This window comes from Nostoc sp. NOS(2021), assembly GCF_017115025.1.
Lineage (GTDB): Bacteria > Cyanobacteriota > Cyanobacteriia > Cyanobacteriales > Nostocaceae > Nostoc.
Window position 1 is genome coordinate 13,262 of sequence record NZ_JABXKM010000071.1, and the last position, 26,831, is coordinate 40,092.

Consider the following 26,831-nt stretch of genomic DNA (forward strand, 5'->3'; position numbering starts at 1 on the left):
GGTTTCAGGCTTATTAAGAGATTTAGATGTTCAAAAGCTAAGTTTCTTACTTTCATTGGTGGCTATTCTGACTATGATTTTGACTATCAGGTCAGAATTTGGGATATCCAGCTTGTTTTTTTGGCTATGATTTGGCTATGATTTTGTAGGCTAAGTACAAGCCATAGAGCCATTTATCCTACTATTCAGCAACGCCCTTTTTTCACTCTCTCCTCTAAAGTCCTTGGATCTGATTACGAATTTCATTATCAATCTGTGATTCCTGAATTACTGAAAAGTCATCCGAATCGTCATGTAATCCGTGAGAAGCGATAAATCTACTCCCATTTTCTACCTCAAACAGTAATCCAATTTCATTTGCAATATCTGCGTATAGTGCGCTGCTGTAGCTTCTTTTTAAAATAGTTATATTTGATATACGTTGCCCTACAAACCTAGCCCAAAAGTTATTACTGTATACTGCATCTCTTGCATCTACTGGATAAAGTTCCTTATCTTCTTCAGCTAGTTCTTCACTTGTTTCAGCAGCCTCGTTTTTCTCAATCCAGATAGTAACTGAGTTTTTTGATGGTTGACTTCCATATCCAATAACTAGCCCTGAGTCAAAGCTCATGATAAGAGGTCCAGGTGCTAGTGAAAAAACATCTTTTGCTTCAATACCGTATTCGCTAACTTCTCTATCAGGAGGCTCCCAACAATACCTAGTCAAATTAAGTATCTTGAGTCCTTTAAGAGAGTCTAAAACATCACTCCGATTAGATGGAATATTTTCTATGTATAAAAAAGTTTTCATTGATTTAGTTTTTTTGAGCAGACTCAATAAGTTTCAATCTTCGTCATGGATTGTTAACTGTCCTTCTACTTTTCCATAAGCTTTCTTCACCCAATAACCTCTGGGTGGCTTTTCTAAGCCATAAGCTTTACACCACTTTTCTACAGCCTTATCAGACACGCCCAAATCTCTGCCAATTTCCGCTGTTGGCTTTTCCCAAACTAGTTTTTCTAGTTCTTCTTTCGATGGTCTTTCTACTTTTCTGGTGTGAATTCTAGAGTCTGGGTTAACCTTTCTAGTTGTTAAATCAATGCCAAACTCCTTATAGGTTCGCTTAGACGCTGCTTCAGTAAAATCTGTAAAATCCTCCCACCAGTAAAACGGTGTAGCTGAATTAGGTATTTGGGTAGTTATGTAGCAACCATTAAAGTTAATTGATGGATAAACAACTTTATCTATATCAGGTAGATAAACAGCATAAAAGTCAAAGTCATTTACTTTATACTTCTTCTGATGAGTACCATTTTTATCTACCCAAATAGTTTTATTGACTACCCTGTTGTCTCCCGCGTATTTAGCTTGTATTTTGTAAAATTTATCGTCTTTGTAGGCAACAAAATCAAAAGGTAAATGCTCACAAACAAGTGGTGTGAGAATCAAGTATCCTTTAAGCGTTAGATCAGCGATCGCTTTTGTAGCAGCAATATCGCCTTTATTCTTGGTATGATGCAGCAATAACGAACCCTCAATCGATTAAATTATCATATCAATTTACGGTGCTTGAGGGTTCATATTAAGTTAAAACGAGCGCGGCAGGGTTCGAACCTGCGACCGATTGCTTAGAAGGCAATTGCTCTATCCACTGAGCTACGCGCCCAAAACAAAATAATGGCTCCTAAAGGAGTCACCTACATTATTATATCGTTCTCACCTACCAAGAAGCAATCGAAAATTGCAGATTTACCACTAGCAAGGCTAAGATGCTAGTCGCTAGTTAGTCAATCTACACCGAAAACGAAACAGATGGGATATTGGTTTAGATATATTGTGTTGTCAAGGGGTTATTTGCCCGTTAGCGCTAACGTCCTCTGGGCGGCTACCTTGGAGAAGGATCTGGCGATCGCTAGGCTCATCTCCACAGTATGCTAGGTAATTTCAGCCTTGGCGATGCTGCCAAATGCCATTATATATTCCATATTAAGAGTGCCCCTGTGAGGAGTTATTTGCTAGTGCCATGTTTATTCTCAAACGGCAGGATGTTGAAATATCAAGCATTCAGCACCCAAAACGGGATCAGCAGGTGCCGATTCTCAATTATCAAGGGCAGACTTTTCGCCTGATTAGTGTCTTCAAAGCTAGTCAAGAGGAAGAAGCTAGAGCTTTATGGAGAGAATTAACGGATAACCGGGGTAAAGCCTGTGTTTTACTGGAGGAACCGGAACGCTTTAGCGTCTGGGGTAAAATCCGTTTAGAGCAACTGGGTAATGATACAGGTGGTCATAGTAAAACGGGGATTTTGATCCAAGCCAGTATTTTGCTGTTGCAAGGTGTTTCTATCGACATTGAAGAGTTTTTAGGTGCTCGGCAAGCTGCATTATTTGAGAAAGATATTGCGGAGGTGTTACAGCAGAAGCAATTTCCTCAAGCATCTTCCCTAGAAGCAGTTAAATATTTGGTATCGACTAATCCTTTGCCGACAGCCAAAATACCTGATTGGCAAGAAAATCATGTAGTTATCCTGTTACAAGAACTCCATCGATTAGGAAAGGCGTATTTTGGCAACGCTAATTTTACCAAACAAGTGATTTATAAGTTAGAAGATATGCCAGAAGCCGAGCGATCGCTGTTTATCAGTTGGCTAAATCAATCGCCACTGGGTAAACTATGGCAGTAGCATGGAAATTCTTTCACAAAATTCCTGCCACTGGCACTTGCTTTTGGTGTCCGATTGTGTATTACTTGGCAGACACACTGCTAGATATACAGTCCTTTAACTCAAAATACTGCCAGAGTGCATCTACATAAGTCTTGCCCTATGAATAACTCTTACGAAAATTCGTTCCTTTCTAAATCAATTTTCACCACTCAGAATATTGTCTTAGCTAATATTGGCTGGGGCGTACTGGCACTGCTATACTTTTTGTTGTTTAGTGCCAAAGTTCCCGGAGCAGATGGCATAGAAACCCGGGCTGAGTGGTATGTGATTGGCACAAATATTTTTGAAGCTCTCGCTTATTTGAGTGCCAGTATCTTATGCTTGAGGAACTGGTTGAGTCCGCAAATCGTCAGTGGACGGAATGTTTGGCTCTTAATTAGCTTAGGTATGCTTTCCTATTTCATTGGGGGGATAATTTTTGGCTATACCGAAATAGTTTTAAAAGATGAACCGGATGTGTCTGTAGGCGATATATTTTTTGTACTGACTTATCTATTACTTGGCGCAGGCATGATTTTAGCTGTGGCTTCCAGGCGAATCAACCTGGAAAAATGGCAGTGGCTAATTGTGTTAGGAATTGCAGTGTTCGGCAGTTTGTTGGCATGGTGGATTTCTATGCAACAGGAAAAACCCTCAGAACTGCTAGTCGCTATTTTGAATTGGTTTTACGTAGTTAGCGATGTGGTTTTGTTAATTATTGCTACCACTCTGCTGTTAGCCTTTTGGGGGGGAAGAGTTTCCCAGTCTTGGCGAATGATTGCAGCGGCGGCCTTTTCGCTCTACATTGCAGATATGTGGTTTAAATATGCCCAAGGCCCCAATTATCAAAGTGGAGAGATATTAGAAGTTTTTTGGGTGTTTAGTGGAGTGTTATTTGGCATGGGCGCTGTCTTAGAATATGACGCATCACTAAGACGAACGCGGCGTACCGGCGGACGAAAACGAGCTTAGTAAAGATTTTTGGTATCTACCGTGAGAAAATTAACAGACTCTGACAAGCAAGAAATTCTGAAGTTATATCGAGAGACTGCCGAAACAACCTCAACTTTGGCAGACCGCTATGGTGTGAGTAACTCGACAATTAGTCGCTTGCTCAAAAGCACTTTGCCAGAAGATGAGTATGAATACTTGGTCTCTTTAAAGCGGGCTGCGAGAACTCCTGAAGGAAGGGCACAGGTAAGCTACGAGCAGTTACCCCTGCTGACTCAACTAGAGCCGGAGATAGAAGTTCCCCGCAGTGAAAGCCAACCCTTGGAGTTGCCAAAGGTTGAGCCACAGCCGCGTCGGGTAATTCATGTAGAGCAGGAGCTTTACTCAGAGGAAACGGCGGAGTCAATCGCCGCTAGTAGACGGGTGCGGCGACGTCCCTCGGCGTCGGAAAAACCGAAGCTACGAGTTACAGAGAAATTAGAAACTCCAGAGCCAAAGCCGCTGGAAATAGTCAGCATCCCCATCCCACCGCTAAAGGATGAACATCCAGGAGCGGCCGTCATCGCGCACCTGCTGGGCGAAGATTTGCTAGACGAGTCGGAGGATTTGGACGATTTAGAAGATGATGATTTAGAAGATGACGACTTTGAGGAAGAAGACTTTGATGATGATGACCTGGATGAGGAAAGACCTTTAGTTACAAAACGAAGACCAGGTGAAGCATCAGTTCAAGTTTTACCTCTGTCTGTAGCCAATTTGCCCAAAACTTGCTATTTGGTAATTGACCGTTCCTCGGAATTAATTACGCGACCTCTCAAGGACTTTGGTGACTTGGGGCAAATTCCCAGCCTCGAAACCCAGCAAAGAACTCTGCCGGTGTTTGATAACCATCGCGTCGCCAAGCGCTTTTCTACAAAGCGCGATCGCGTGATCAAGGTTCCAGATAGTAAAATGCTCCATAAGGCTCGGACTCATCTGCAAGCTAAGGGCATCACGCGATTGTTGATTGATGGTCAGGTCTATTCTTTGTCTACGGTTTAAGGATTGGGCAATTCAATTTTGGATTTTGGATTTTGGATTTTAGATTTTGGATTAAAATTCAATCTAAAATCCAAAATCTAAAATCTAAAATTCTTACTCCCCACTCCCTTCAACTGTAGACAGCCCTTGTAAAACGCTGTGCCAAGTAGAGAATGTCCTGTTTACGGGCAATTTGATTTATCCATTGTTGAGGAATATTTTCCACCCCGTAGTAAATTCCCGCTAACCCACCAGTGACGGCGGCGGTAGTATCTGTATCTCCGCCTAAGTTGACAGCTTTCAGTACCGCCTCAGAATAAGACGAGCTATTTAACAAACACCATAGGGACGACTCTAAGGTATCAATCACATAGCCACCAGAATTAATCTCTTCAACTGGTAACTTGGCAATCTCACCACTGAAAACTCTGCCAAAATGGGGCTTCTCTAACAAAAATTCGCTAACAGAATAAATTGTTTGGATGTCTTGTAATGCTTGTAGATAAGCTGTTTGCAGGTCAGCCCCTTCCAAGAGCGCCACTGCAATACTAATATAAATGCCGCAGGCCATCTGCGAACGGAGATGAGCGTGGGTAATGCAAGAAACTTGATGTACCCGCGCAATCAATTCATCCAGAGTTAAACTTTTGTGACAATAAGCCATCGGCAAGATTCTCATCAAAGAACCATTGCCATTACTATTTTCACTAGTACCACCTGCTTTCATGGGTGGAGTTCCTTGTTTCCAGTTCACAATTGCTAAAAATGTGGTGTTACCGATATCAAATACTTCGCCTTGAGCAGTCCAGTAACTTTCGTGATACCAGCGCCAGAAGGAATTAGCAATCGCATCTAGTGAAAATCCCTCACAAAGACATTCTGCCAAGCAAAAGGTTAGCGAACTGTCATCTGACCACGTACCAGCAGGAACATCCCAAGTTCCATAACCCAGCATAGATATGACTGGAGATTTTACTCGTTCAGCGCGGGTGGTGAACTCCACTGGCACACCCAATGCATCACCAACACATAAACCCATCAAACCAGACAACGTTTTTGCACCGGTTAGCATTGTTCAACCAGTATGAAACTTTTCTACAACTGATTTTACTTGCGAAAAGCCGCTCATCAAACGCTTGGTATAATTTCTAATTCCAAACTAGCTATAGACAGCCCTTGTAAAACGCTCTGCCAAGTAGAGAATGTCTTGTTTACGAGCAATTTTATTTATCCATTGTTGAGGAATATTTTCCACGCCATAGTAAATTCCCGCTAACCCACCAGTGACAGCAGCAGTAGTATCAGTATCTCCGCCTAAGTTGACAGCTTTCAGTACCGCCTCAGAATAAGACGAGCTATTTAATAAACACCACAGGGATGACTCTAAGGTATCAATCACATAGCCACCAGAATTAATCTCTTCTACTGGTACTTTGGCAATTTCACCACCGAAAACTCTGCCAAAATGCGGCTTCTCTAACAAAAATTCCCGCACAGAATAAATTGTTTGGATATCTTGCAGTGCTTGTAAATAAGCTGTTTGGAGGTCAGCCCCTTCTAGTAGCGCCACTGCAATACTAATATAAATGCCGCAGGCCATCTGCGATCGCGCATGAGCATGAGTAATAGCCGAAACATCATGCACCCGCGCCAGCAATTCGCCCAAAGTTAAGCTTCTGTGACAATAAGCCATCGGCAAGATTCTCATTAAAGAACCATTGCCGTTACTATTTTCAACCTTGCCGCCCGCCTGATGGGGAACAACTCCCTGTTTCAGACGCATAATCGCTGTATGGGTAGTTTGACCAATATCAAAGACATCGCCACGGGGAGTCCAGTAAGCCTCCTTGTACCAGCGCCAGAAGGAATTGGCTATAGCATCCAACGAATACCCTCTACAAAGACATTCTGCCAAGCAAAAGCTTAACGAACTGTCATCTGACCAAGTTCCTGGTGGTTGATTCCATGTGCCATAACCCTGCATTGTTGTCACTGGAGATTTTGCTCGTTCAGCACGGCTAGTAAACTCCACCGGCACACCCAACGCATCACCGACACATAAACCCATCAAACCAGACAACGTTTTTGTAGCGGTTAGCATTATTCAATCTCCACAAGAATTGCTCAAAATTAACTTTATAGATTCCCTCTATAGCTTGTTGCAACAGATGCTACAGCCTACTTTTTCATCCTATGTGAAAAGCTCGGCAAAAAATTGTTAATCGGGCATTTTTTTTACCATATCCCGACTAAGTTTTAGTTCCAAATATTGTGCCAGTTTTAAAAGCGTCTATCTGGGAACCAAGAACCAGAAATCAAAGACATTGAAATGTAATTATAACAGCTTATTTATAAATTAAAGTGATAGTTAGACTGTAAGCGTTATGCATCAATAGCAACATTCATTTAATAAAATTTGGGAAACATTTGGAACATTATTACACGATTTTAGACCTGAAATATACAAGTAAAAAATACAAGATTTGGTCAAAATTATGAAACGCTTACTCAAGTATTTCGTGACAATTTATGCATGATCTTCCTTAATAGTTGCTCCTGTTGTTCTATCAGCTGGTCAAGCTTCTGCTGAAACCAAAAATGGTACTGATGCTAGTTATGTTGGTGCTGGTGTTGCAGCTGGCGTTACCAGTGGTGGACAAGGCATCAACGATGATGCCACATTTGGTGGTATAGCAACGGACAAGAAGGTTAGGACATTAACTGATGATAAAACCTATATACAAACAGACTTTCAACCCAGTCCCCAGTAAAGAGTCCCCTGCTATAATGTCACAGGTCGCGTGAAATTAGGAAATACACCGTTTTCTGCACGCGGTAATGTCCTCTGGAGTGATAAGACGAGTGCCATCATCCCAGAACTTTCTGTGGATGTACCCATCGCTAATAGAACTAATGCCTATTTAACTGGTGGTTATTCTTTTGTAGGGAAAGATGGCTCACCAACTTCCATAGGTAATCGGGATTCAGTAGTGGTAGGTGCTGGTGTTGAATCGGAAGTTGCTAACAACTTCCTTGTCTACACTAATGCCAAAGTCGGACTTGGTGCCTACCAAAATAGCGATGCTTCTGCTGTTAGCATCAATGGTGGTATTGGTTATCGCTTCAAATAAAAGATTATTGAGTCCTCAGTCATTCTATACTTTACTTAAGTACTCAGGACGGGCTAAACGCCCTGCTACCGCTAACAGCACTCAAAACTCACTACTCCAAAAAGCTGGTTTTGTTAAGTGTTACATTACTGATAAAGCCGGCTTTTGCCGTGGTAAAATTAAAAGATTCCTCATTATTCCGGCCGGATTACCGGGGATAAATTAGCCGAAGGGTGCTGATTCGGCGTCTACCTAATGCTTTATTGAGAATCCTATACAAGTCTAATGGTTAAATCTGCTCCTTCCCCCATCGCTAGCCGTAAGCCTTCCAAAGTAGAAGGAATCAAGGAAAATAGTAATTTTTTGCGTGAACCTGTAGCAACGGAGATCCTTCAAGACACTACCCATTTTACCGAAAATGCGGTGCAGCTTTTGAAGTTTCACGGTTCTTACCAGCAGGATAACCGCGACAACCGCACCAAGGGACAGGAAAAAGATTACCAGTTTATGCTGCGGACAAAAAATCCGGGTGGTTTGGTACCGCCGCAGCTGTATCTGGCTTTAGATAAAATAGCTGATGAGTATGGCAACCACACGTTACGAGCAACTACCCGTCAAGGTTTCCAACTGCACGGTATTTTAAAGAAGAATCTTAAATCAGCAATTGCCACGATTGTCAATAACCTGGGTTCGACTTTGGGAGCTTGCGGTGACATCAACCGCAATGTAATGGCACCACCAGCCCCCTTTAAGAATCGCCCAGAGTATCAGTATGCTTGGGAATATGCCCAGAATATTGCTGACTTGCTGTCAGCACAAACAGGTGCTTATTACGAAATTTGGTTAGATGGCGAAAAGGCAATTAGTGCTGAAGAGAATCCAGAGGTGAAAGCGGCGCGACAGCGCAATGGGAATGGGACAATTATCCATGACAACGAAGAACCGATTTATGGCACGTACTATATGCCCCGCAAGTTTAAAATTTGCGTGACGGTGCCAGGGGATAATTCAGTTGATTTGTATTCCCAAGACCTGACGTTGGTAGTAATTACTAACAAGAAGGGACAATTAGAAGGATTTAATATTTTTGCTGGTGGTGGTTTAGGTAGAACACACGGTAAAGAAGAAACTTTCGCTAGGTTAGCAGACCCCATTGGTTATGTGGCGAAAGATGACGTTTACGACATAGTGAAAGCGATTGTTGCTACCCAGAGAGATTATGGCGATCGCACCGATCGTCGTCATGCCAGGTTAAAATATCTAATCAACGATTGGGGCGTAGATAAATTCCGTACCCAAGTTGAAGAATATTTTGGTAAACCAGTCGAAGCCTTTAAACCACTACCAGACTTTAAATATCACGACTTCCTCGGCTGGAATGAACAAGGTGATGGCAAGCTATTCTTAGGAATTTCCATTGACAATGGTCGAATCAAGGATGAAGGTTCGTTTCAACTGAAAACCGCCTTGCGGGAAATTGTCGAGCAGTTTAATTTACCCATCCGCCTGACAGCCAACCACAACCTGATTTTTTACGATATCGAACCAGATAGCAAGGAAGCTATTCAAGACCTTCTCAGCCGTCACGGTGTCGGAGACGACCCTAGTAAAATCGAACCTTTAGTACGGTATGCAATGGCTTGTCCGGCTTTACCGACTTGTGGCTTGGCAATCACGGAATCAGAACGGGCAATACCAGGCATTTTGGAGCGGATTCGCGCTCTGTTGGATAAATTAGGTTTACAAAAAGAACATTTTGTGGTAAGGATGACAGGATGCCCCAATGGTTGCGCTCGTCCTTACTTAGCAGAATTGGCCTTTGTCGGTAGCGCTCCAGAATCTTACCAATTATGGTTAGGGGGTTCGCCAAATCAGACTCGACTGGCGCAACCTTACACAGAAAAGCTGCACCATAATGACTTGGAAAGCTTCTTAGAGCCGATTTTTGTTTACTTTAAGAAATCTCGGAAATCGAAAGAAAGCTTTGGTGATTTTTGCGATCGCGTTGGTTTTGATGCCATCCGCGAATTTGCTGCTAGCTACGAACCCCAAACAGCCAATGGTGCAAACAAATCGCGCCATCGGGTCAATTTGAAAGAAGAGGTTTATAGCAAGTTGAAGGAAGTAGCAGAAAGCCAAGGTAAGCCGATGACTCAGTTGGTGACTGAAGCGCTAGAGGCTTACTTCCAGAATCTTTCGTAAACTGAATAAATAATTAAACCATGAATGGACACAGATGGACTTATCTGTGTCCATCTTTGATTTTATATTCTTGAAATTCCCAAATATCATGTCTCAACTGCAAAGAATTGCGATCGCACCTTCCCAACTCCAGCAAGGTCAAATTTTACTCACTAAAGAACAACAGCATTATTTGGGGCGGGTGTTGCGCTTGCGTGAAGGCGATCGCTTTATTGCAATGGATGGTAGGGGAAAATGGTGGTTAGCGCAACTAGCAGGGGAACAAGCACAGGTTTTAGAACCACTGACAGTAGAAACGGAATTACCTGTATCGATTACACTGATGGTGGCGTTGCCCAAAGGCAATGGATTTGATGAAGTAGTGCGGTGCTGTACGGAGTTGGGAGTAACTTGTATTGCACCAGTATTGAGCGATCGCACTTTGCTTCATCCTAGTCTTCAAAAGCTTGAACGCTGGCGGCGCATTGCTGCGGAAGCCGCCGAGCAATCAGAGCGCTCTTTTGTGCCGACAATTTTAGAACCTGTTGCTTTTAATACAGGTTTGTCATTAGTCATGGGTCATTTGTCATTTGCAAACAGCCAGCAATATATCTGTGTAGCGCGTGGTGAGTTTCCCCATTTGAAAGATTGCTTACAGCACAAAGGACAAATGACAAATGACAAAGGACAAATGACAATTATCATTGCTACTGGGCCAGAGGGAGGATGGACAACACCAGAAATTGAGAATGCGAAGTCAGCTGGATTTCAACCTGTTTCCCTTGGTCGCCGCATCCTGAGAGCAGTTACAGCCCCAGTAGTAGCATTATCCTTGATTACCGCAACTTATGAAGTATAAATGATTTATAGCTCACGCAAAATAACTTTTGCGTGAGACATCACTCCAGCATGTATTTAAAGTAAGTGATGATTGAGCAAGTTGCGATCGCTTTTGACCATAAAGACTATCAAACAGCTGCTAAATTACTCAAACAGCTGCAAAAAGAATCGCCCGAAAATCCTTGGGTACAATATTATCTCGGTCGGTTACATGAAGTATCTGAAAAGCGCCAAGATGCAGAAAAAATTTATCGGCAATTGCTGCGAGATACAAGGAATATCAAGATAGTGTCGCTCGCACGTCAAGGTTTGCAACGGCTACAAGAAATGGAGCTAGAAGAAAGACAAAGAGCCATTTCCCAAGCAATAGCCCAACCAAATAACACCGAACTTGGCGTACTAGTTTTAGAGCCACTCAGTACCGAACTGAAAACAGAAGCGTCTCGAAAATTCGCCCAGATTATGCAGCTAGACCCCTATACTGCACGATTAATACTGCCGAGTCGTGGCTGGAGGTTGTACCGCACTGGCCAAGTGGGAGAACTAAAATTTTACGGCAAACAGCTACAGCAGGCTGGTATTCCTTGCTTTTGGGCAACAATAGCTCAAATTCAGCAAATTCAAGTTTATCAAGTCAAATATTTTCAAGCATCTACCTCACAAGCTACTGTTGTTTGCCGCAACGAGGCAAATCAACTCGGTTCTCTCACCTTTGACTGGTCAGAAGTCACAGCAAGAGTAGTGGGACTGTTGCCCATTTTTGAACAAGTTGTAGATGTTGATGCCCACCATAAACTCGAATGGAAAACCCAAATACAAGACTATGCCCAGTTTTGTGATTTACACCTACTTGGTAGACGTTGCATTCTCCGACTTGATGATAACGGGTATGAATTTCAGCAAGGTTTAGAAATCATTCCTCAAGCTAGCCAAAATACAATCAGAATTAATTGGAATAGTTTATCAAGTTGGATTGACCAGCAACTACCTCAAGTCAAAATTTGGTCAGATTTCACGCCCTTTGCAGATACAGTATTAGACCAAACAGAAATGCTGGGTCATATCAAGTCTCACATTCATCTGTTTCGTAGGGAAGAGACTAATTGGGACTCAGCTTTTCATTTATATAGTGGACTGGTATTGGTTAAATAATTCATAGACAAGTATAAGATGACGCGCTTTATACATGACAAATTCGCCAAGGACTATCTGGAAGAATTACTAAAAGATTACGGAGAAGTCAATCCGTCGGAAAAAGTTTCAGGAGAGATTAAAGAAATAGATGTTTTATTCACTCCTTTTAAACAGCAAAACTCTAATTTACAAGTGCTAGGATTGCTAGGAAAATTTGCTGAATATCCTGCAATATTAGAACCATTTCGCAATCCAGCTTCTACCGATGAAATATGCGACTGTATTTTAAAATTATTAGAAATCAAGGCTCTCGTGCGACGAGAAGCTAAAGCAAATAAAACCAAACTTCAGGAGTCCGAAATTCCCAAGTTGTGGGTTCTTACACCTACCGTATCTGAAACTAGATTGTCTAGCTTTGGAACTATTCAAAAAGAAGGTTGGTTATCGGGAGTATATTTTCTGCCAGATGCCTTGCGGACAGCAATTGTAGCGATACACCAACTACCGCAAGCACCGGAGACGTTATGGTTGAGGCTTTTGGGAAGGGGAAGTGTGCAGTCACAAGCGATTGTCGAGTTGCAAGCGTTACCATTAAATTATCCATACCAAAAAGCAACACTCGAATTAGTTTACAACTTGCGCGAAAACTTGAGAGTAAATCAAGAATTAGAAGAAGATGATAGGGAGTTAATTATGCGACTAGAACCACTTTATCAAAGAGATAGAGAACAAGCTATACAGGAAGGAAATAAACAAGGAGAACAACGTTTAATTATACGTCAACTCAATCGCCGTATTGGAGAAATTAATGCATCATTAATCGAGCGAATTAAAGGATTATCGATTGAAAAATTAGAGAATCTAGGAGAAGCATTACTAGACTTTTCTAGTGTTGCTGATTTAGAAACTTGGTTAAACCAACAGTAAAATAAATTATCATCAGTAGATTAATTAATTTATAGCAATCCGATTTGATTTTTGAAAAAATCTAAGCATGGTTAGTCTAGGTTTATATTCCACACAAAGCAAGCTATCAAATCTATGAATGCAGTAAGTGCTAAAAACCAACAGTTAGGGGGTTTGTACGTTCAATCTCCTCAAGGAGAGCAGCTAGTTTTTCCGCTCAAGCATACGGAAGTTATAGCAAAAATTGCAGGTAACTTGTCACGAGTTGAGGTGATTCAAAGCTTTGAAAATCCCTTCACGCAGCCTTTAGAAGCAGTCTATATCTTTCCGTTACCTGATGAGGCGGCGGTGGATGACATGGAAATCAAAATAGGCGATCGCATTATCAAAGGTAATATTAAAAAACGTGAAGAAGCGCAACAAATCTACGAAAAGGCAAAACAAGAAGGACGCACCGCCGGACTTCTAGAACAGCAACGAGACAATATCTTTACCCAATCTCTGGCTAACATCAAACCTGGTGAACAAATTGATGTCACAATTCGTTATACCGAAAGTTTAAAATTTGAGGCGGGAAACTACGAATTTGTTTTCCCGATGGTGGTGGGGCCAAGATATATCCCAGGAACGCCGATAGATGGTAGCGGTGACACAGACCGAGTTCCTGATGCTTCCCGCATTACACCGCCTGTAGTGTTGGAAGGAACGCGTAGGCGTCACGATATTAATGTCACAGTCGAAATTGATGCAGGTTTACCAATTTCTGAAGTGCGTTCTCCTTCCCATCAATTAAAAATTGAACATTCAGGTCAAATTGTGCGGATTCAATTAGCCGGAGAAGATACAATTCCCAACAAAGATTTAATTCTCCGCTATCAAGTTTCTGGTAAAGAAACTCAATCCACAGTATTAACCCAAGCCGACGATCGCGGCGGACATTTTGCAATATATCTGATTCCCGCTTTGGAATATTCCACTGATGAGATTGTCCCTAAAGATGTTGTATTTTTGGTGGATACTTCTGGTTCGCAATCTGGCGATCCGTTGCAAAAGTGTCAGGAATTGATGCGGCGATTTATCAATGGGTTGAATCCCCACGATACTTTCACAATTATCGATTTTTCCGATAGAGTCAGACAGTTATCACCAACACCTCTGCCGAATACATCAGAAAATCGTGCCCAAGCGATCGCTTACATTAACAACTTACAAGCTGATGGCAGTACAGAAATGCTCAGTGGCATTCGTACAGCCATAAATTTCCCTACACCAGTCGGAAGATTACGCAGTGTTGTACTCTTAACTGATGGATATATCGGCAACGAAAACGAGATTTTGGCAGAAGTACAACAGCATCTGCAACCAGGAAATCGCCTTTACAGTTTCGGTGCTGGTAGTTCAGTTAACCGTTTTTTACTGAATCGCATCGCCGAAATTGGCCGGGGAATATCCCGAATTATTCGTCATGATGAACCCACAGAAGAAGTTGCCGAAAAATTTTACAGGCAAATCAACAATCCTGTACTCACGAATATTCAAATCTCTTGGCAGGGTGAGACAGAATCGCCTGTTATTTACCCAGCCATAGCGCCTGATTTATTCAGCGAACAACCATTAGTTTTGTTTGGTCGCAAACAGGATAGAGCCGGCGGTAATCTGCAAATTTCCGGCATTGCTGCGGGCGGTAAGCACTACGAAAAAACGTTTCACCTCATATTTGAGGAAACAGGAAATCTTGCTGTAGCGCAGTTATGGGGACGCGCTTGCATCAAAGATTTGATGAATCAAATGGTGAGCTTTGAAACCAAAGCTGGTGTAGAAGCAGTTACAGAAACCGCCTTAACTTATCAATTGCTTTCTCAATACACCGCTTTTGTGGCTGTCAGCGATGACGTGCGGGTTGAACCAGGAAGCGAATACGTGTCTATGCAAATGCCAGTCGAAATGCCAGAAGCAGTTAGGTTTGGCAAAGCTTCGGCTGCGCGTAAAATATCACTCTCAATGCCATCAGCGCTAGCTTCAGGAGTAGCTCCAGATTTTCTCAAGCAAAGGCGATCGCCACAATCTCCAGTAGCCAAAGAAGTCGATATCTCTTTGAGCTTTGATTTCCAGGAGATGGAACAAGATGAAATATCAGACGCAGGCATCAAGCATCAGTTAGAGGTGATCAGCGCTACTGGCTTGGATGAAACAGAAATTGCTAACCTAACCCAACACCTTCAACAACTAAACTTTCCTTCCGGCTTCAATGGTGAAATCGTCTTTGAGTTCACCGTCAACAAAGGTCGGGTAGAACGGGTAGTTTTGGATGAAAAAGCCTCTACCCTAAAAGATGCAGTTGTAGTGGAGAAAATTAAGCGATCGCTCCTTCTTTGGAGAGTTCCCCCATCTACAACTGGCAAAGTTATCTTAACCTTGCATGTTCACGTTTAACTTCTAGAAACCATAAATTTACGGTCTCTATCAATTACTTAGGCTTTTTAACCTGACGTGCCATGTCTAGGTAAGCACTCATATTCGCGCCTGGACGGCGACGACCATTAGAGCTAGTAGTCGAAGGAGCAAGATATTTTGGCGCAAAGGTTGTTTCAGTTGGCTGCTCTTTGAGTACTTTGGCTGCTGCGGCTTTTGCATTTTTGCCCGGTTCAACTTTAAGACCCTCAGCAGTCTGGACTAGTTGAACGTCGGCTGGTTTGGGATTTTTAGCTGATTTTTCCTTAGCCTTAGTAGCAGCGGTTTTTGTTCCATTCAACGAATCTGATTTAGATGGAGTTGGTGCTTCTGATGTAATTGTCTCTGCTACTTTCTTAGCATTCGATGCAACTGTCGATGTAACTGTCTCTGCTACTTTCTTCGCGTTCGATGCTACCTCTTTAGCAGCATCTTTTGCAGCATCTTTGGCTTCGTCCAATTCTAAGAAGTAGCCGTTGCTTTTCTTCTTCCCTGGTAACAGTCCGGTAACAAAACCTAGAATAGCGCCAAAAAAACCCTGAATACCCGAAATTAACTTTTTGATAAAATCCATTACAATTACTCCTGCCTTTTACCTTTTATATTTGGAACTCGGCCGTAATTGTTAAAAATTACGACAAAATGTTACATTTTCTACTTTGCGTCACCCCGTTCTGGTGACAACCCTTATAGGTTTGTGCTTAATTAACATTGTAGTAAAACTACAGGACAAATGTTCTATTGCAAGCATTTGCAACCTGAATACACCGAGAACTAATTATTAAATTTTACTGTAACTAAGAGCAAGACTCTGAAAGCAAGCTTTACAATAATTAACATTTCTTTGTTTAGTAAATATTTAATTGAAATTAAGCAAGCAGTTTACTCTCAACCAGTGGGAGGAGTGTCATAGCCTATTGGCAGACGGCGAGATGAATTAGTTAGATTTTATACATACTATCTTTGTCAGCATTTCAGTTTTGCAAAAATATCTTTTAAAGAATCAGGACTTACGTAAACAATAGCCGAAACCCTTATTTTCAGGTAGGGGCAATTCATGAATTGCCCCTACAGTGTGTACTTTTGCGTAAGTCCTAAGAATCCCAAAAGCAACAGCTTCAGTTTGTATCTACAAAAGTGAAATACACCCCTTAATTCAGCCAGATTCTGTAAATGAACATTGAAAATAAACAACGCAATCCCGTTTTGTTAATACACGGGATTGACGACACAGAGGCAGTTTTCCATAAAATGAGGGCATACCTAATACAACGAGGTTTGTCTGTACATACCCTGAATTTAGTGCCAAATAATGCTGATGTGGGTCTTGATGAATTGGCAAAGCAGGTATCCGATTATGTTACAGCTACCTTTGCATCAGAACAACGCCTAGATTTAGTAGGCTTCAGTATGGGAGGAATTGTCAGCCGTTACTATATCCAGCGACTGGGAGGAATTAACCGCGTGCAGAGGTTTATCACGATCTCTTCGCCCCATAATGGAACTGTGGTTGCTTATGGTTCCCGCCGTCCTGGTTGCTTACAAATGCGCCCCGACAGCATTTTTCTCAAGGATTTAAATTCTGATGCTGTAATATTGGGGCAGCTAGATTTTACGTCTATCTGGACACCTTATGATTTGATGATTGTCCCAGCGAATAGTTCACAAATCTCCGTAGGAAGCGAAGTAATAGTACCAGTTCCTCTACACCCTTGGATGCTGACAGACCCCAGGAGTTTAGCAGTAGTCACAGCAGCTTTAGCAAAGCCTATTAAGCTACCCTTGCTGAAGAAAAAATCCACTCAGTAGCCAGGATGCTTGCCACGCTTGATTTATTCATCTTTAATTACGAATTACGAATTTCTTAAGTTCTATCTCCAATTTGTGTATGTTCGTAACTCCCAAAAATCGCCTCTGGGTGACGATAATACTTGAACTCCATGAGGTTATAAAAGGGATCTTCTAAAAAGAAAGTGCGATGTTCAAGAGGAGAACCAACAAAGCGATTTTTGGTTTCTTCGCGAAAAAGTAGCTGTTGTTGTTGTGCCCTTTCTAGTAAGTCTTGCCAGTCACGTTCTTGGGTAAAAACTAGCCCAAAGTGTCTGGGATAGATAGTGTTTTGCGGTATCAATGGTTCTTTGGTGACGTGAGCCACTAATTGATGACCGTAGAGATTGAGAATCAGGGCGTGATGATTTTCACGACCAGGAATGCAGCCCAAGCCATCCACGTAATATGCTTTTGTTTGGGCAATGTCAGTCACAGGGAAAGCTAGATGGAATAAAGTTTGGCTCATAGCTTGTGTGGAAAAGACTAGTAGTTGATGCTATCTACAATTTATGCTGTTAAGTCTTGATTGTGGTCAACTTGAACACAGTTTTAATTGACATTAACTTATATCCTTTATCGTTATGACTAAGATTCGGGACTGAGTAACACTTCAGCCGCCGCACCCTGCGGCTACGGGCTTCGCGCTGCATCTACATAATTTACACTTAATTTTTTAGGTGACTGCTTTATCTTGTGTAGCTATACTAATTTAGGTTTGTATTGGCAGACGCTTAGGAACGTAGATTTGATAATTTACAACTTTATTAGGGTGTGTTGGGAACTTAATGCACCCGATGAAAGTGCTTTGGATGCGTTACGCACTTGAAGAATCCACCCAACTAAACAGAAGTTTTGCATTTTGTTTAATCCACGTTCTTTAGTCAGTATTGCAGTGTATATCTAAGATATTCTTTGTAGTTTTACACTCAGCTTTCAAGTCTACGCCTACGCTATTCAGTTAATAATACAAACATATTACTTTAGCTGGGGAGGTGTCAGAGATTAAGTATTAAGTAAGTAAGTAGGCACGATAAAATCAAGGTATGTTGAGTTTTGTAAAAACCCTGAAACGATTCATTTATAAGCTCTTTGATGACTTTACACTTCGTTACATAAGTTGATTTTTTAACGCCGACTTACTTATCACAAATTCGTTATTCTGTTGATATTCAGACAAAATTACTCATGATTAATTGCTGATGTCATCCTTAATTAATTCTGTAAATCCCTGGTTGGTAGCAGTAGGATTAAACACAATTTTATTGGGTTTAGCTTGGATTGCTCCGAAAAAGCTGCTTACTCCTGCTGGATTATTCCACGCTTGGTTCCTGTCCATCCTAATTTGGGTAACTCTAGGCTGGCAAGGATATGCAGTAGTAATGTTCTATTTTCTGGTTGGTTCTGGCGTTACCCGCATTGGTATGGCACAGAAGGAAGCAGAAGGAATTGCCGAAAAGCGTTCTGGGGCAAGGGGCCCAGAGAATGTTTGGGGTTCGGCTTTGACTGGGGCGCTGTGTGCCTTGGGCGTAGGGTTGATCAATTCGGGATTTCTTGTACCTAGTTCCCAATCCCTAGTCCCCAATACTTCCGCAACGCTCAGTACAAGTCTCCAGTCCCTATTATTGTTAGGCTATGTAGCGAGTTTCAGTACCAAGCTGGCTGACACCACTGCTAGCGAAGTTGGTAAAGCTTATGGTAAAAGCACCTTTCTAATTACCACACTCCAACCAGTGCCTCGCGGTACAGAAGGGGCGATAAGCTTGGAGGGAACTTTAGCTGGTATCGTGGCTTCTGTAGCGATCGCATCTGTTGGTTGGGGAGTTGGTTTAATTGATCTATTGGGAGTAGGTTGGTGTGTGTTGGCAGCATTTATTGCCACTAACTTAGAAAGTGTGATTGGGGCAACACTGCAATCTAAGTATACCTGGCTGACCAATGAAGTAGTAAATATTTTCAATACATTAATCGGTGCGATCGCGGCTGTGCTACTTGCCTGGACATGGATAAGTATCATTAAGTAGATCGGGAGAATAAACAATTACTCGTTTAGGTGGGGCATTGGCAAAGGCAAAACAGTTGACGAGTACTGAGTAAAAAAGTAAAGTTTGCTACTCAATACTCAGCATTCCTCAGGGGTCTTGGCAGAAAATAGGCAACCTGCCTTACTACTGCGCTACCTCTGAGATTTTCAATCCTGTTTTGTCCCCACTAGACCGTAAAAGTGATTAGGGAAAATTATTTTATTTAGTAGCTATATAATTTTTTGACCATTTAGATGTAATTAGTTCATGGAATCTTTATCATATTTATCCATCAACGACCAGATGATTTCTATATGATTTAAAAGTCCTATAAGTGTTTAACCATTTTCACATAATTAGTTCATGGAATCTTTATCGTTTTTGACAATTAATGACCAAATAATTTCTATTGAGTCAGCAGTAAAGTACCTGCAAGCCTCTGGAAAATTGGGACAGTTCATTGGGGATATTCTCCGCCAGTACGTAATTGAGTCAGAAATCCGAACACGAGGCGATATTGAGATTGGTACAGCAATAACTGAACAGGCAATTATTGACTTTAGGCTGAAAAATCAACTGACTGACCCTCAAAGTTTTCAAGAGTGGTTAAAGACTAATAACACAGATTACGCTAGCTTTCACACATCGGTTACTTTTGGTTACAAGTTAGAAAAGCTGAAAGCTGTAGTAACGGAACCAAAACTCCAAGAATATTTTATTGAACGCAAAATTTTTTTGGATCGGGTAGTACTTTCCCGGATTGTTGTTGATAATCGAGAATTGGCAGACGAACTCCAAACCCAAATTGAAGAAGGAGGTAGTTTTGAGCAACTAGCTAAAGAGTATTCACTTTCAGATGACCGAATTGTGAACGGCATGATGGGAATCGTCAGCCGAGGAAGTATGCCGGATATATTACGGGCAACTATTGATGTGGCGAGTCCTGGACAATTGTTAGGACCAATAGAAATCGTTGGCAAAGACTCTCCCCAAGGAGAAGGACCTTATGGTTTGTTTCGAGTAGAACAATTTCTGCCAGCGTCTTTAGAAGATACTCAACTAAAGCAAGCACTACAAAATGAGTTGTTTGAGAAATGGCTAGCAGAGAAAATTCAAAAACTGACAGTCAAGTTACAAGTGAGTTAAAAATTCTGGATAATGAATCTTTACGATTAAAAGTGCTAGCTTCTTTGCCTTGGAATCAACCACCGCTATGTTGGCTAACTCCCGAACAACAATCCAAATTGCAAAATGAGTCCCAAACTCGTCAGTATCGTCTTGGAGAAAAAATCTGGTCAAACGATGTCAACGGCTATCAATTCTTGATTGTGGCTGGGAAAGTCCGTTTGCGAGAAGACAGTCGCAACAAGTCGGCAAAGCCGCCCAACACGCTGTCTCAAGAAGGCATTGGCAAACCAATAGCCGCCCTAGATGTGGGGGATTGGTTTGGTGACTTACAAAAGCTGTCTGCGGATTTTAAAGCTGTAGCTGCTAGTAAAGAAGTGATATTAGTGTGTTGGGATACAGCGCTGTGGGCAGAATTTTCTCACCCACAAATTCAGGAGTTCTGGCAAGTGTTACCAATGGACATGGAGAGAGAAAGGGAGACATTTTCCTTCTCTTCCACTCCTTCACTACCGCCAGCCTCGGAGGGAACTTCCAGCCCCCACAGCCTCCAACCCCAAAGAGGACTCCCAACCGCCAATCTGATCATCTCAAATTATCCGTTTGTTGCTAGCTGGAACACCGCTGCTGCCTGTTTAACAATGGTGGCGCAACAGTTAGAAAATTCTGTGCAACTGGAATGGGTGCAGCGTCAACTCAGAGGACAACGCCCAAAACAGGTTGTGGAAGCAGCAGAAAAGTTAGGGTTAGTGTTGCGGCGGTTACAAGTGAGTTGGGGTGAGTTGCGACAGCTGTCATTTCCAGCTTTACTGCTGTGGAATTCTGACTCACCCCAGAGTCCATCTTGGGTGGTAGCCTATGGAGTTAAGGGCGATCGCTTAATTATCGCTAACCCTCTAAATCCCGAACGGACTTGTGAAAGCTTGCCGCAGTCGATAGTTGAGGCTTCTTGGGATGGACAATTGTGGCAAGTAGAACTGATCTCCCAGCAAGAAAAATTTAACCTCAGTTGGTTCACCCCAGCAGTTTGGAAGTATAAGGGATTGCTCACAGAAGTATTGTTGGCATCTTTTACCTTGCAGCTTTTGGGGTTAACAACACCGCTAATTACGCAAGTCGTCATTGATAAAGTGATGGTGCAGGGGAGTTTGCCGACTCTCGATGTGATGGCGATCGCACTTTTGTGTGTAGCCATATTTGAGTCTATACTGGGCATTCTGCGCCTATTCATCTTTACCCATACCGCTCGCCGCTTGGATTTGAGTTTATCAGCACAGCTATTTCGCCATCTAATGCGTCTGCCTTTGGCTTATTTTGAGTCGCGGCGCGTCGGAGACACAATAGCACGAGTCCAGGAACTCGAACAAATTCGTCAGTTTCTCACAGGTACAGCATTAACTGTCATTCTAGATAGCATCTTTGCTGTGGTGTACCTGGCATTGATGTTTTACTATAACGTCCCACTCACTTTTGTCGCCTTAGCAGTACTGCCGCTATTTGCCACATTGACGATAGTTGCAACACCAATTCTGCGTAACTGGCTCAACGAAACCTTTAACCGGAGTGCCGATAGTCAATCGTTTCTAGTGGAGACAATCACCGGGATTCACTCCGTTAAAGCCCATGCAGCAGAACCAGTAGCCCGCGATCGCTGGGAAGGCTTATTTGCTCGCTTCATTCGCACAGGTTTTAAAGCCTCTACTACCTCCAATATCAGCAGCAACATTGGTGATTTTCTCACCAATTTTTCCACCATGCTGATTCTCTGGTTTGGAGCCAAGTTAGTCATCGAACAAAAGCTCACAATCGGACAGCTAGTTGCGTTTCAAATGTTGTCTGGTAGAGTCACAGGCCCACTTTTGCGCCTAGTACAGTTGTGGCAAAACCTGCAACAAGTGCTACTTTCTGTAGATCGCATTGGTGATATTCTCAACGTCTCTCCAGAAGCTGAATTGGGAACTGGCCTAGTTTTACCACCCCTGAAAGGTCAAGTCACCTTCGAGCAAGTATTTTTCCGCTACCGGCCGAACTTTGAAGCAATTCTGCGGGGAATATCTTTCAATGCCGAACCAGGGCAATTTGTTGGCATTGTCGGACGTAGTGGTTCTGGTAAAAGTACCCTGTCTAAGTTATTGCAACGCCTCTATCAAATTGAATCAGGACGCATCCTTATTGATGGTTTTGACATTAAAAGTGCCGATTTAGCCTCACTGCGGCAACAAGTTAGTGTAGTTCTGCAAGAAGACTTTTTATTTAACGGTTCCATTTTGGAAAATATCACTCTCGGTACTCCCGACATTACCGCAGAGCAAGTAGTAGAGGCGGCAAGATTAGCAGTAGCACACGACTTCATCAGTCAATTACCCTACGGTTACGAAACTAATGTTGGTGAACGCGGTACAGCTTTATCTGGCGGACAAAGACAACGTATTGCCCTAGCAAGGCTATTTCTTTCCCAAGCGCCGATTTTAGTTTTGGATGAAGCTACCAGCGCTTTGGATAGTGAAACTGAACAACAAGTATTGCAAAACCTGCAAAAAATTTCTGCTAACCGTACCGTCTTCTTGATTGCTCACCGCTTTGCTCCTCTTAAACGTGCTGATTTGATTTTGGTATTGGAGCAAGGTGTGATTGCCGAACGTGGTACTCACTCAGAGTTGTTGCAACAAAAGGGTTTATATTGGTCACTATATCAACGGCAGCAAGCAAACATTTAGTAGATTTAACTAGCTTTTAGGTTGTGCCTACTTGATATCTGGAGAGTGGCTTAAGGATAGTCTTTGGCGAATGGAGTTATACACCATTCGTCATTTGAGTTTGGTTACAAAGTTGTCATACAACAGCATGATAACAATTCAAAATTCAAAATTCAAAATTCAAAATTAAAGACATTTTCAGACTCTTATTTAAACCCCGACTGTAGCAAGATCCCGCAGGGTAACTTCGCGGAGGCGGAGTGGCTCCGACTCCGCGCTACCTGTATTGTTGGGGTCTTAAACCCTTTGATTTATGATAAATTTTGCGATCGCAATGTTTTGGAATCAGGTATTTGCTTTTTTTTCTTGCACCACTCGAACTGTACTAGTACCGCTACGCAAAAATCAAAAGGCTTTTATTTTGCGCTTTCTGGCTCTTTTGAATGGTAGCTTTATTTCCGCCGTGATCTACTGGGAATAATTATTTTTAACGTCAGGATTCAGGTTGTTAAGCGCGTAATTGACTCAGGTCGCTAATAAACCGCCATCCACAACCAAAGACTGGCCCGTTATGTAAGCAGCTGCGTCAGAACACAGGAACAATACTGTAGACGCAATTTCTTCTGAACTGCCCATGCGTCCCATTGGAACAGAATTTGCTAGTTGTTGTGTGGCAGCATCGGCATCTTCTCCTGAGTTAGCTGCTAAACGCTCAATCATAGCAGTAGTAATGAAGCCAGGATTGACGGCATTAATCCGAATGCCCTGTTTAGCATAATCCAGCGCCGCAGATTTGGTTAAGCCCATGACAGCATGTTTACTAGCATGGTACGGAGCAAGACCCGGAAAAGCTATCAGTCCGGCGATGGATGAGGTGTTGACGATTACGCCACTTCCCTGTTGAAGCATTTGAATGATTTCGTACTTCATTGATAGAAACACGCCGCGAACGTTGATTGCCATCAGTTGATCAAATTTATCAAGCGGTTGCTCGTGCAGTGGAGTTATCGATGAATCAATTCCTGCATTGTTAAAAGCGTAATCGAGTCTTCCATAAGTCTCAATTGTCTTTTGAATGGTTCTCTTAATATCCTCTTCCTGCGAGACATCGGCTCGGAAAAAAGTTGCTTCACCGCCTGTTTGTTTAATAATGTCAACGACGTTTTGTCCTTCTTCCTCTCGGCGACCTGTCAAGACTACCTTTGCGCTTTCGTTAGCAAAGGCGATCGCAGTAGCCCGACCAATGCCTGAAGTCCCACCTGTTACAAGTGACACTTTGCCATCAAATTTACCTGCCATAATTTCCTCTCAGTAAAGTTTTTATAGTATTAGGTTGAGCTAACAACTGATGCTCTCCCATGATGTTACTTCTGTCAACTACCACTGACCTCAATCCTTACTTTTTAACGTATAAAAATAGGTGCGTTAACGGAGTTAACGCACCCTACTGCTGTGACACATCTAAGAGGATGTTTGAAAAGTATTGTTGCTAACAGCAAAACCTCCCAAATCTAACCCCCTTAGGGCGTGTTTTCAAACTATAACCACAATATGATGGAGGCGATCGTAATCATAGCTCTATAATTTACAGCCAGTTTTTAATACTGAGTATCAATACGCCGAAATTGCTTGAGCCGGTTGATAGCGCGTTCGACAACCTTGGGTTGACGGTAGATTTCAAAGGCTTCGCTCTAGCCCTCCTTCCCTATGAGGTAATGGGGGTTTCAAAGCCTCTTAGGAGTGGGAGAGAGGGATTTATAGTATACTTTGCGACTTTTAAAACATCCTCTAAGGTAATGTTAAAAACCTATGGAACTTCTAAGTTTAGAAGCATAACGGAATTAATTTTTATTCCACATTTTATACTTACACATTACCAATTTAATATTTATTTTGTCAATTATTATGTTAATAATAATTCCACTATTAATTCTGATTTTTAGTAGTAGAATTAGCATTTTGTTATGAATTTTTATAGTAATTGTTGAGAATGGAGCTTATTCACACCTTAAAATCTTTTTATTGTAAAGGTTTTAACGCTTCAAACTGTCAAAAAACGATTGATATCTTTGAGAAAAAATACTTATGCTCCGTGATGATGTTAATCACAATCTGTTGTCAAATAAACAGCTAAATGTCTCTTCAATCTCTTCATTAGATACCTTTAATACGAAGAATGACTATAGCCTCAACCTCAACGGACGTAGTAGCTACAACTCAGCCGATTCTGATGTGCAGTTGCAAAATACCAGTAACACTACTGCTAATGCTTTTAGCACTGGGAATTATAATTCCACCAATGGCTATGGCTTAATTAATGCAGCAGCAGCAGTGGCTAAAGCTGCTGGTCAAAATACCTTTGCTGATGTTCCTGACCTTGGTGGCAATAATTGGGGAGCAGACCTTATTAAAGCACCGGAAGCTTGGGCACACGGATACACAGGTAAAGGCGTTGTTGTTGCTGTTGTAGATACTGGAGTTGACTACAACCACGAAGATTTAAAGGATAATATCTGGACTAATCCCAAGGAAATTGCTGGCAATGGTAAAGATGATGATGGCAATGGCTATGTTGATGATATCCACGGCTGGAACTTTGTTGACAATAATAATAATGTCCTAGATGACAACGGTCATGGCACTCATGTTTCTGGGACGATCGCAGGAGAAAATAATAACTACGGTGTCACTGGTATTGCTTATGATGCCAAGATTATGCCCGTCAAAGTTTTAGATGACTCTGGCTCCGGTTCCTACACTTCCATCGCTAAGGGCATTCATTATGCTGTGGACAATGGAGCTAACGTGATTAACCTCAGTTTAGGAGGTAATTATTCTAATAGTACTCTAGAGTCAGCCATTAACTATGCCAGCAGCAAAGGAGTGATTGTCGTCATGGCAGCAGGTAATGATGGTGGCTCTTCACCAGACTATCCCGCCCGCTATGCATCCAAATCGGGAATTGCCGTTGGAGCAGTAGATAAGAATAATAATCTAGCTGACTTCTCTAACCGCTCTGGAACGAATCAAATTTCCTACGTCACAGCCCCAGGAGTCAACGTCTACTCCTCAGTTCCAAATAACCAGTATGCTATTTATAGCGGTACGTCGATGGCTGCTCCCCACGTTGCTGGTGTAGTTGCCCTGATGCTTAGTGCTAACTCCAAGCTGACTGATGCCCAAGTCCGTGAGATTGTCGCAGACACTGCCGGAAATAGTACACAAACTACAAGCTCTAGTTTGAATATTTCTAATGTCAGTTCTCTAGCGAGTCAGGTGATTGCAGACACCGCCGGAAATAATACACAAACTACAAGCTCTAGTTTTAATCTTTCTAATGTCAGTTCTCTGGCAAGGCAGGCGATGTCTGACGACAACCTACTACGCATCAACGCACAAACCACAAATTATCTCACATCACAGACAATTTCTAGTTTTAATGGTTCCAATTTTGGTTCTCTGAGCGGTCAGACGATTAGAGAAACGGCAAAATATCTGACACCAGAGACTATTGCTAGTTTTAATAATTATGATGTCAATTCTCTAACAGGTCAGACGAGCGCAGAAACGACAAAATATCTGACACCAGCCGAAGATAATAACGGATTAGCCAATCCCGAATTATGGTCGCAATTCCAAAACTATGACAAGATTCTGGGCAGCATCAATGTGGATAGCAATGATGATAATGAAGATGAAAATAATCTTGATTTTGGAAAACTACTAAGTAGGTGAGTTGAATTAAATATAAAACCACTGTAGCTGTAGAGCGATCGCTGATCTATCGTGAATGAATGTAGGGGTTTAGCAATGCTAAACCCTTACGTTTTAGGTGTGGGTTGTGAGATGCGTAGCCGTAGCCCCCCACAGGCATCGCTT

At 42.2% G+C, this 26,831-nt stretch carries 20 protein-coding genes, 1 tRNA gene and 1 pseudogene; 14 read left to right on the forward strand and 8 right to left on the reverse strand.

Annotated elements, in window-relative coordinates; translation table 11 throughout:
• Positions 1-214: 214 nt before the first annotated feature.
• The 3 genes from HWQ41_RS08475 to HWQ41_RS08485 all read right to left on the reverse strand — a co-directional run bounded on the left by HWQ41_RS08475 (position 215) and on the right by HWQ41_RS08485 (position 1,649).
• A complete protein-coding gene (locus HWQ41_RS08475) occupies positions 215-793 on the reverse strand; it encodes a hypothetical protein (protein ID WP_292761468.1) in 579 nt (192 codons plus the stop codon).
• A gap of 33 nt (positions 794-826) precedes the next feature.
• Positions 827-1,507 (reverse strand): group I intron-associated PD-(D/E)XK endonuclease, encoded by a 681-nt coding sequence (locus tag HWQ41_RS08480; protein WP_292761469.1) that lies wholly within the window; start codon positions 1,505-1,507, stop codon positions 827-829.
• Between the two features lie 69 nt (positions 1,508-1,576).
• Positions 1,577-1,649: transfer RNA gene (locus tag HWQ41_RS08485), tRNA-Arg, on the reverse strand.
• 357 nt (positions 1,650-2,006) lie between these two features.
• On the opposite strand from HWQ41_RS08485, the gene HWQ41_RS08490 reads away from it, so the two are divergent.
• The 3 genes from HWQ41_RS08490 to HWQ41_RS08500 all read left to right on the forward strand — a co-directional run bounded on the left by HWQ41_RS08490 (position 2,007) and on the right by HWQ41_RS08500 (position 4,679).
• Positions 2,007-2,666: an Npun_F0813 family protein gene (locus tag HWQ41_RS08490; RefSeq protein WP_292761472.1), complete on the forward strand. Its 660-nt coding sequence runs from the start codon at positions 2,007-2,009 to the stop codon at positions 2,664-2,666.
• Between the two features lie 141 nt (positions 2,667-2,807).
• Entirely contained in the window at positions 2,808-3,659 is an 852-nt protein-coding gene (locus HWQ41_RS08495; RefSeq protein ID WP_292761473.1) for a hypothetical protein, read from the forward strand.
• Between the two features lie 21 nt (positions 3,660-3,680).
• Positions 3,681-4,679 carry a transposase gene (locus tag HWQ41_RS08500; protein ID WP_292761475.1) on the forward strand — a complete coding sequence of 333 codons (999 nt, stop codon included), beginning with the start codon at positions 3,681-3,683 and terminating at the stop codon, positions 4,677-4,679.
• A gap of 109 nt (positions 4,680-4,788) precedes the next feature.
• Here HWQ41_RS08500 and HWQ41_RS08505 read toward each other — a convergent pair whose 3' ends face one another.
• Both HWQ41_RS08505 and HWQ41_RS08510 read right to left on the reverse strand, forming a co-directional pair.
• Positions 4,789-5,730 carry an ADP-ribosylglycohydrolase family protein gene (locus HWQ41_RS08505; protein ID WP_292761476.1) on the reverse strand — a complete coding sequence of 314 codons (942 nt, stop codon included), beginning with the start codon at positions 5,728-5,730 and terminating at the stop codon, positions 4,789-4,791.
• Positions 5,731-5,817: 87 nt separating this feature from the next.
• Positions 5,818-6,759: an ADP-ribosylglycohydrolase family protein gene (locus HWQ41_RS08510; RefSeq protein ID WP_292761478.1), complete on the reverse strand. Its 942-nt coding sequence runs from the start codon at positions 6,757-6,759 to the stop codon at positions 5,818-5,820.
• 445 nt (positions 6,760-7,204) lie between these two features.
• On the opposite strand from HWQ41_RS08510, the pseudogene HWQ41_RS08515 reads away from it, so the two are divergent.
• The 6 genes and pseudogenes from HWQ41_RS08515 to HWQ41_RS08540 all read left to right on the forward strand — a co-directional run bounded on the left by HWQ41_RS08515 (position 7,205) and on the right by HWQ41_RS08540 (position 15,262).
• A pseudogene (locus HWQ41_RS08515) lies at positions 7,205-7,789 on the forward strand (hypothetical protein).
• A gap of 264 nt (positions 7,790-8,053) precedes the next feature.
• The gene (gene sir, locus HWQ41_RS08520; protein WP_292761480.1) at positions 8,054-9,970 is read left to right on the forward strand and encodes a sulfite reductase, ferredoxin dependent; all 1,917 of its coding nucleotides are present in this window, start codon (positions 8,054-8,056) and stop codon (positions 9,968-9,970) included.
• An 88-nt stretch (positions 9,971-10,058) separates the two neighbouring features.
• Entirely contained in the window at positions 10,059-10,808 is a 750-nt protein-coding gene (locus tag HWQ41_RS08525) for a 16S rRNA (uracil(1498)-N(3))-methyltransferase (RefSeq protein WP_292761482.1), read from the forward strand.
• Between the two features lie 68 nt (positions 10,809-10,876).
• Positions 10,877-11,941 carry a tetratricopeptide repeat protein gene (locus HWQ41_RS08530; RefSeq protein ID WP_292761483.1) on the forward strand — a complete coding sequence of 355 codons (1,065 nt, stop codon included), beginning with the start codon at positions 10,877-10,879 and terminating at the stop codon, positions 11,939-11,941.
• Positions 11,942-11,959: 18 nt separating this feature from the next.
• The gene (locus HWQ41_RS08535; RefSeq protein WP_292761486.1) at positions 11,960-12,850 is read left to right on the forward strand and encodes a DUF4351 domain-containing protein; all 891 of its coding nucleotides are present in this window, start codon (positions 11,960-11,962) and stop codon (positions 12,848-12,850) included.
• 114 nt (positions 12,851-12,964) lie between these two features.
• Entirely contained in the window at positions 12,965-15,262 is a 2,298-nt protein-coding gene (locus HWQ41_RS08540; RefSeq protein WP_292761489.1) for a VIT domain-containing protein, read from the forward strand.
• A 34-nt stretch (positions 15,263-15,296) separates the two neighbouring features.
• Here the strand turns inward: HWQ41_RS08540 and HWQ41_RS08545 are convergent, their stop codons facing one another.
• The gene (locus tag HWQ41_RS08545; RefSeq protein WP_292761492.1) at positions 15,297-15,854 is read right to left on the reverse strand and encodes a hypothetical protein; all 558 of its coding nucleotides are present in this window, start codon (positions 15,852-15,854) and stop codon (positions 15,297-15,299) included.
• 599 nt (positions 15,855-16,453) lie between these two features.
• On the opposite strand from HWQ41_RS08545, the gene HWQ41_RS08550 reads away from it, so the two are divergent.
• Complete coding sequence (locus HWQ41_RS08550; RefSeq protein WP_292761494.1) at positions 16,454-17,089, forward strand: triacylglycerol lipase; 636 nt, start codon at positions 16,454-16,456, stop codon at positions 17,087-17,089.
• A 55-nt stretch (positions 17,090-17,144) separates the two neighbouring features.
• Here HWQ41_RS08550 and HWQ41_RS08555 read toward each other — a convergent pair whose 3' ends face one another.
• Positions 17,145-17,576, reverse strand: coding sequence for a VOC family protein (locus HWQ41_RS08555; protein ID WP_292761496.1), 432 nt, complete (start codon positions 17,574-17,576; stop codon positions 17,145-17,147).
• Positions 17,577-18,309: 733 nt separating this feature from the next.
• Here HWQ41_RS08555 and HWQ41_RS08560 point away from each other — a divergent pair.
• The 3 genes from HWQ41_RS08560 (at position 18,310) to HWQ41_RS08570 (ending at position 22,973) form a co-directional block, all read left to right on the forward strand.
• Positions 18,310-19,131, forward strand: a complete 822-nt coding sequence (locus HWQ41_RS08560; RefSeq protein WP_292761498.1) for a TIGR00297 family protein — start codon at positions 18,310-18,312, stop codon at positions 19,129-19,131.
• A 363-nt stretch (positions 19,132-19,494) separates the two neighbouring features.
• A complete protein-coding gene (locus HWQ41_RS08565) occupies positions 19,495-20,277 on the forward strand; it encodes a peptidylprolyl isomerase (RefSeq protein ID WP_292761501.1) in 783 nt (260 codons plus the stop codon).
• The gene (locus tag HWQ41_RS08570; RefSeq protein ID WP_292761504.1) at positions 20,226-22,973 is read left to right on the forward strand and encodes a peptidase domain-containing ABC transporter; all 2,748 of its coding nucleotides are present in this window, start codon (positions 20,226-20,228) and stop codon (positions 22,971-22,973) included. Before HWQ41_RS08565 ends, HWQ41_RS08570 begins: the two co-directional genes overlap by 52 nt.
• A 504-nt stretch (positions 22,974-23,477) precedes the next feature.
• On the opposite strand, the gene HWQ41_RS08575 is transcribed toward HWQ41_RS08570, so the two are convergent.
• On the reverse strand, positions 23,478-24,251 hold the full coding sequence (locus HWQ41_RS08575) for an SDR family oxidoreductase (RefSeq protein WP_292761506.1): 774 nt from the start codon (positions 24,249-24,251) through the stop codon (positions 23,478-23,480).
• A 786-nt stretch (positions 24,252-25,037) separates the two neighbouring features.
• Here HWQ41_RS08575 and HWQ41_RS08580 point away from each other — a divergent pair.
• Entirely contained in the window at positions 25,038-26,687 is a 1,650-nt protein-coding gene (locus tag HWQ41_RS08580; protein ID WP_292761508.1) for a S8 family peptidase, read from the forward strand.
• Positions 26,688-26,831 lie beyond the last annotated feature (144 nt).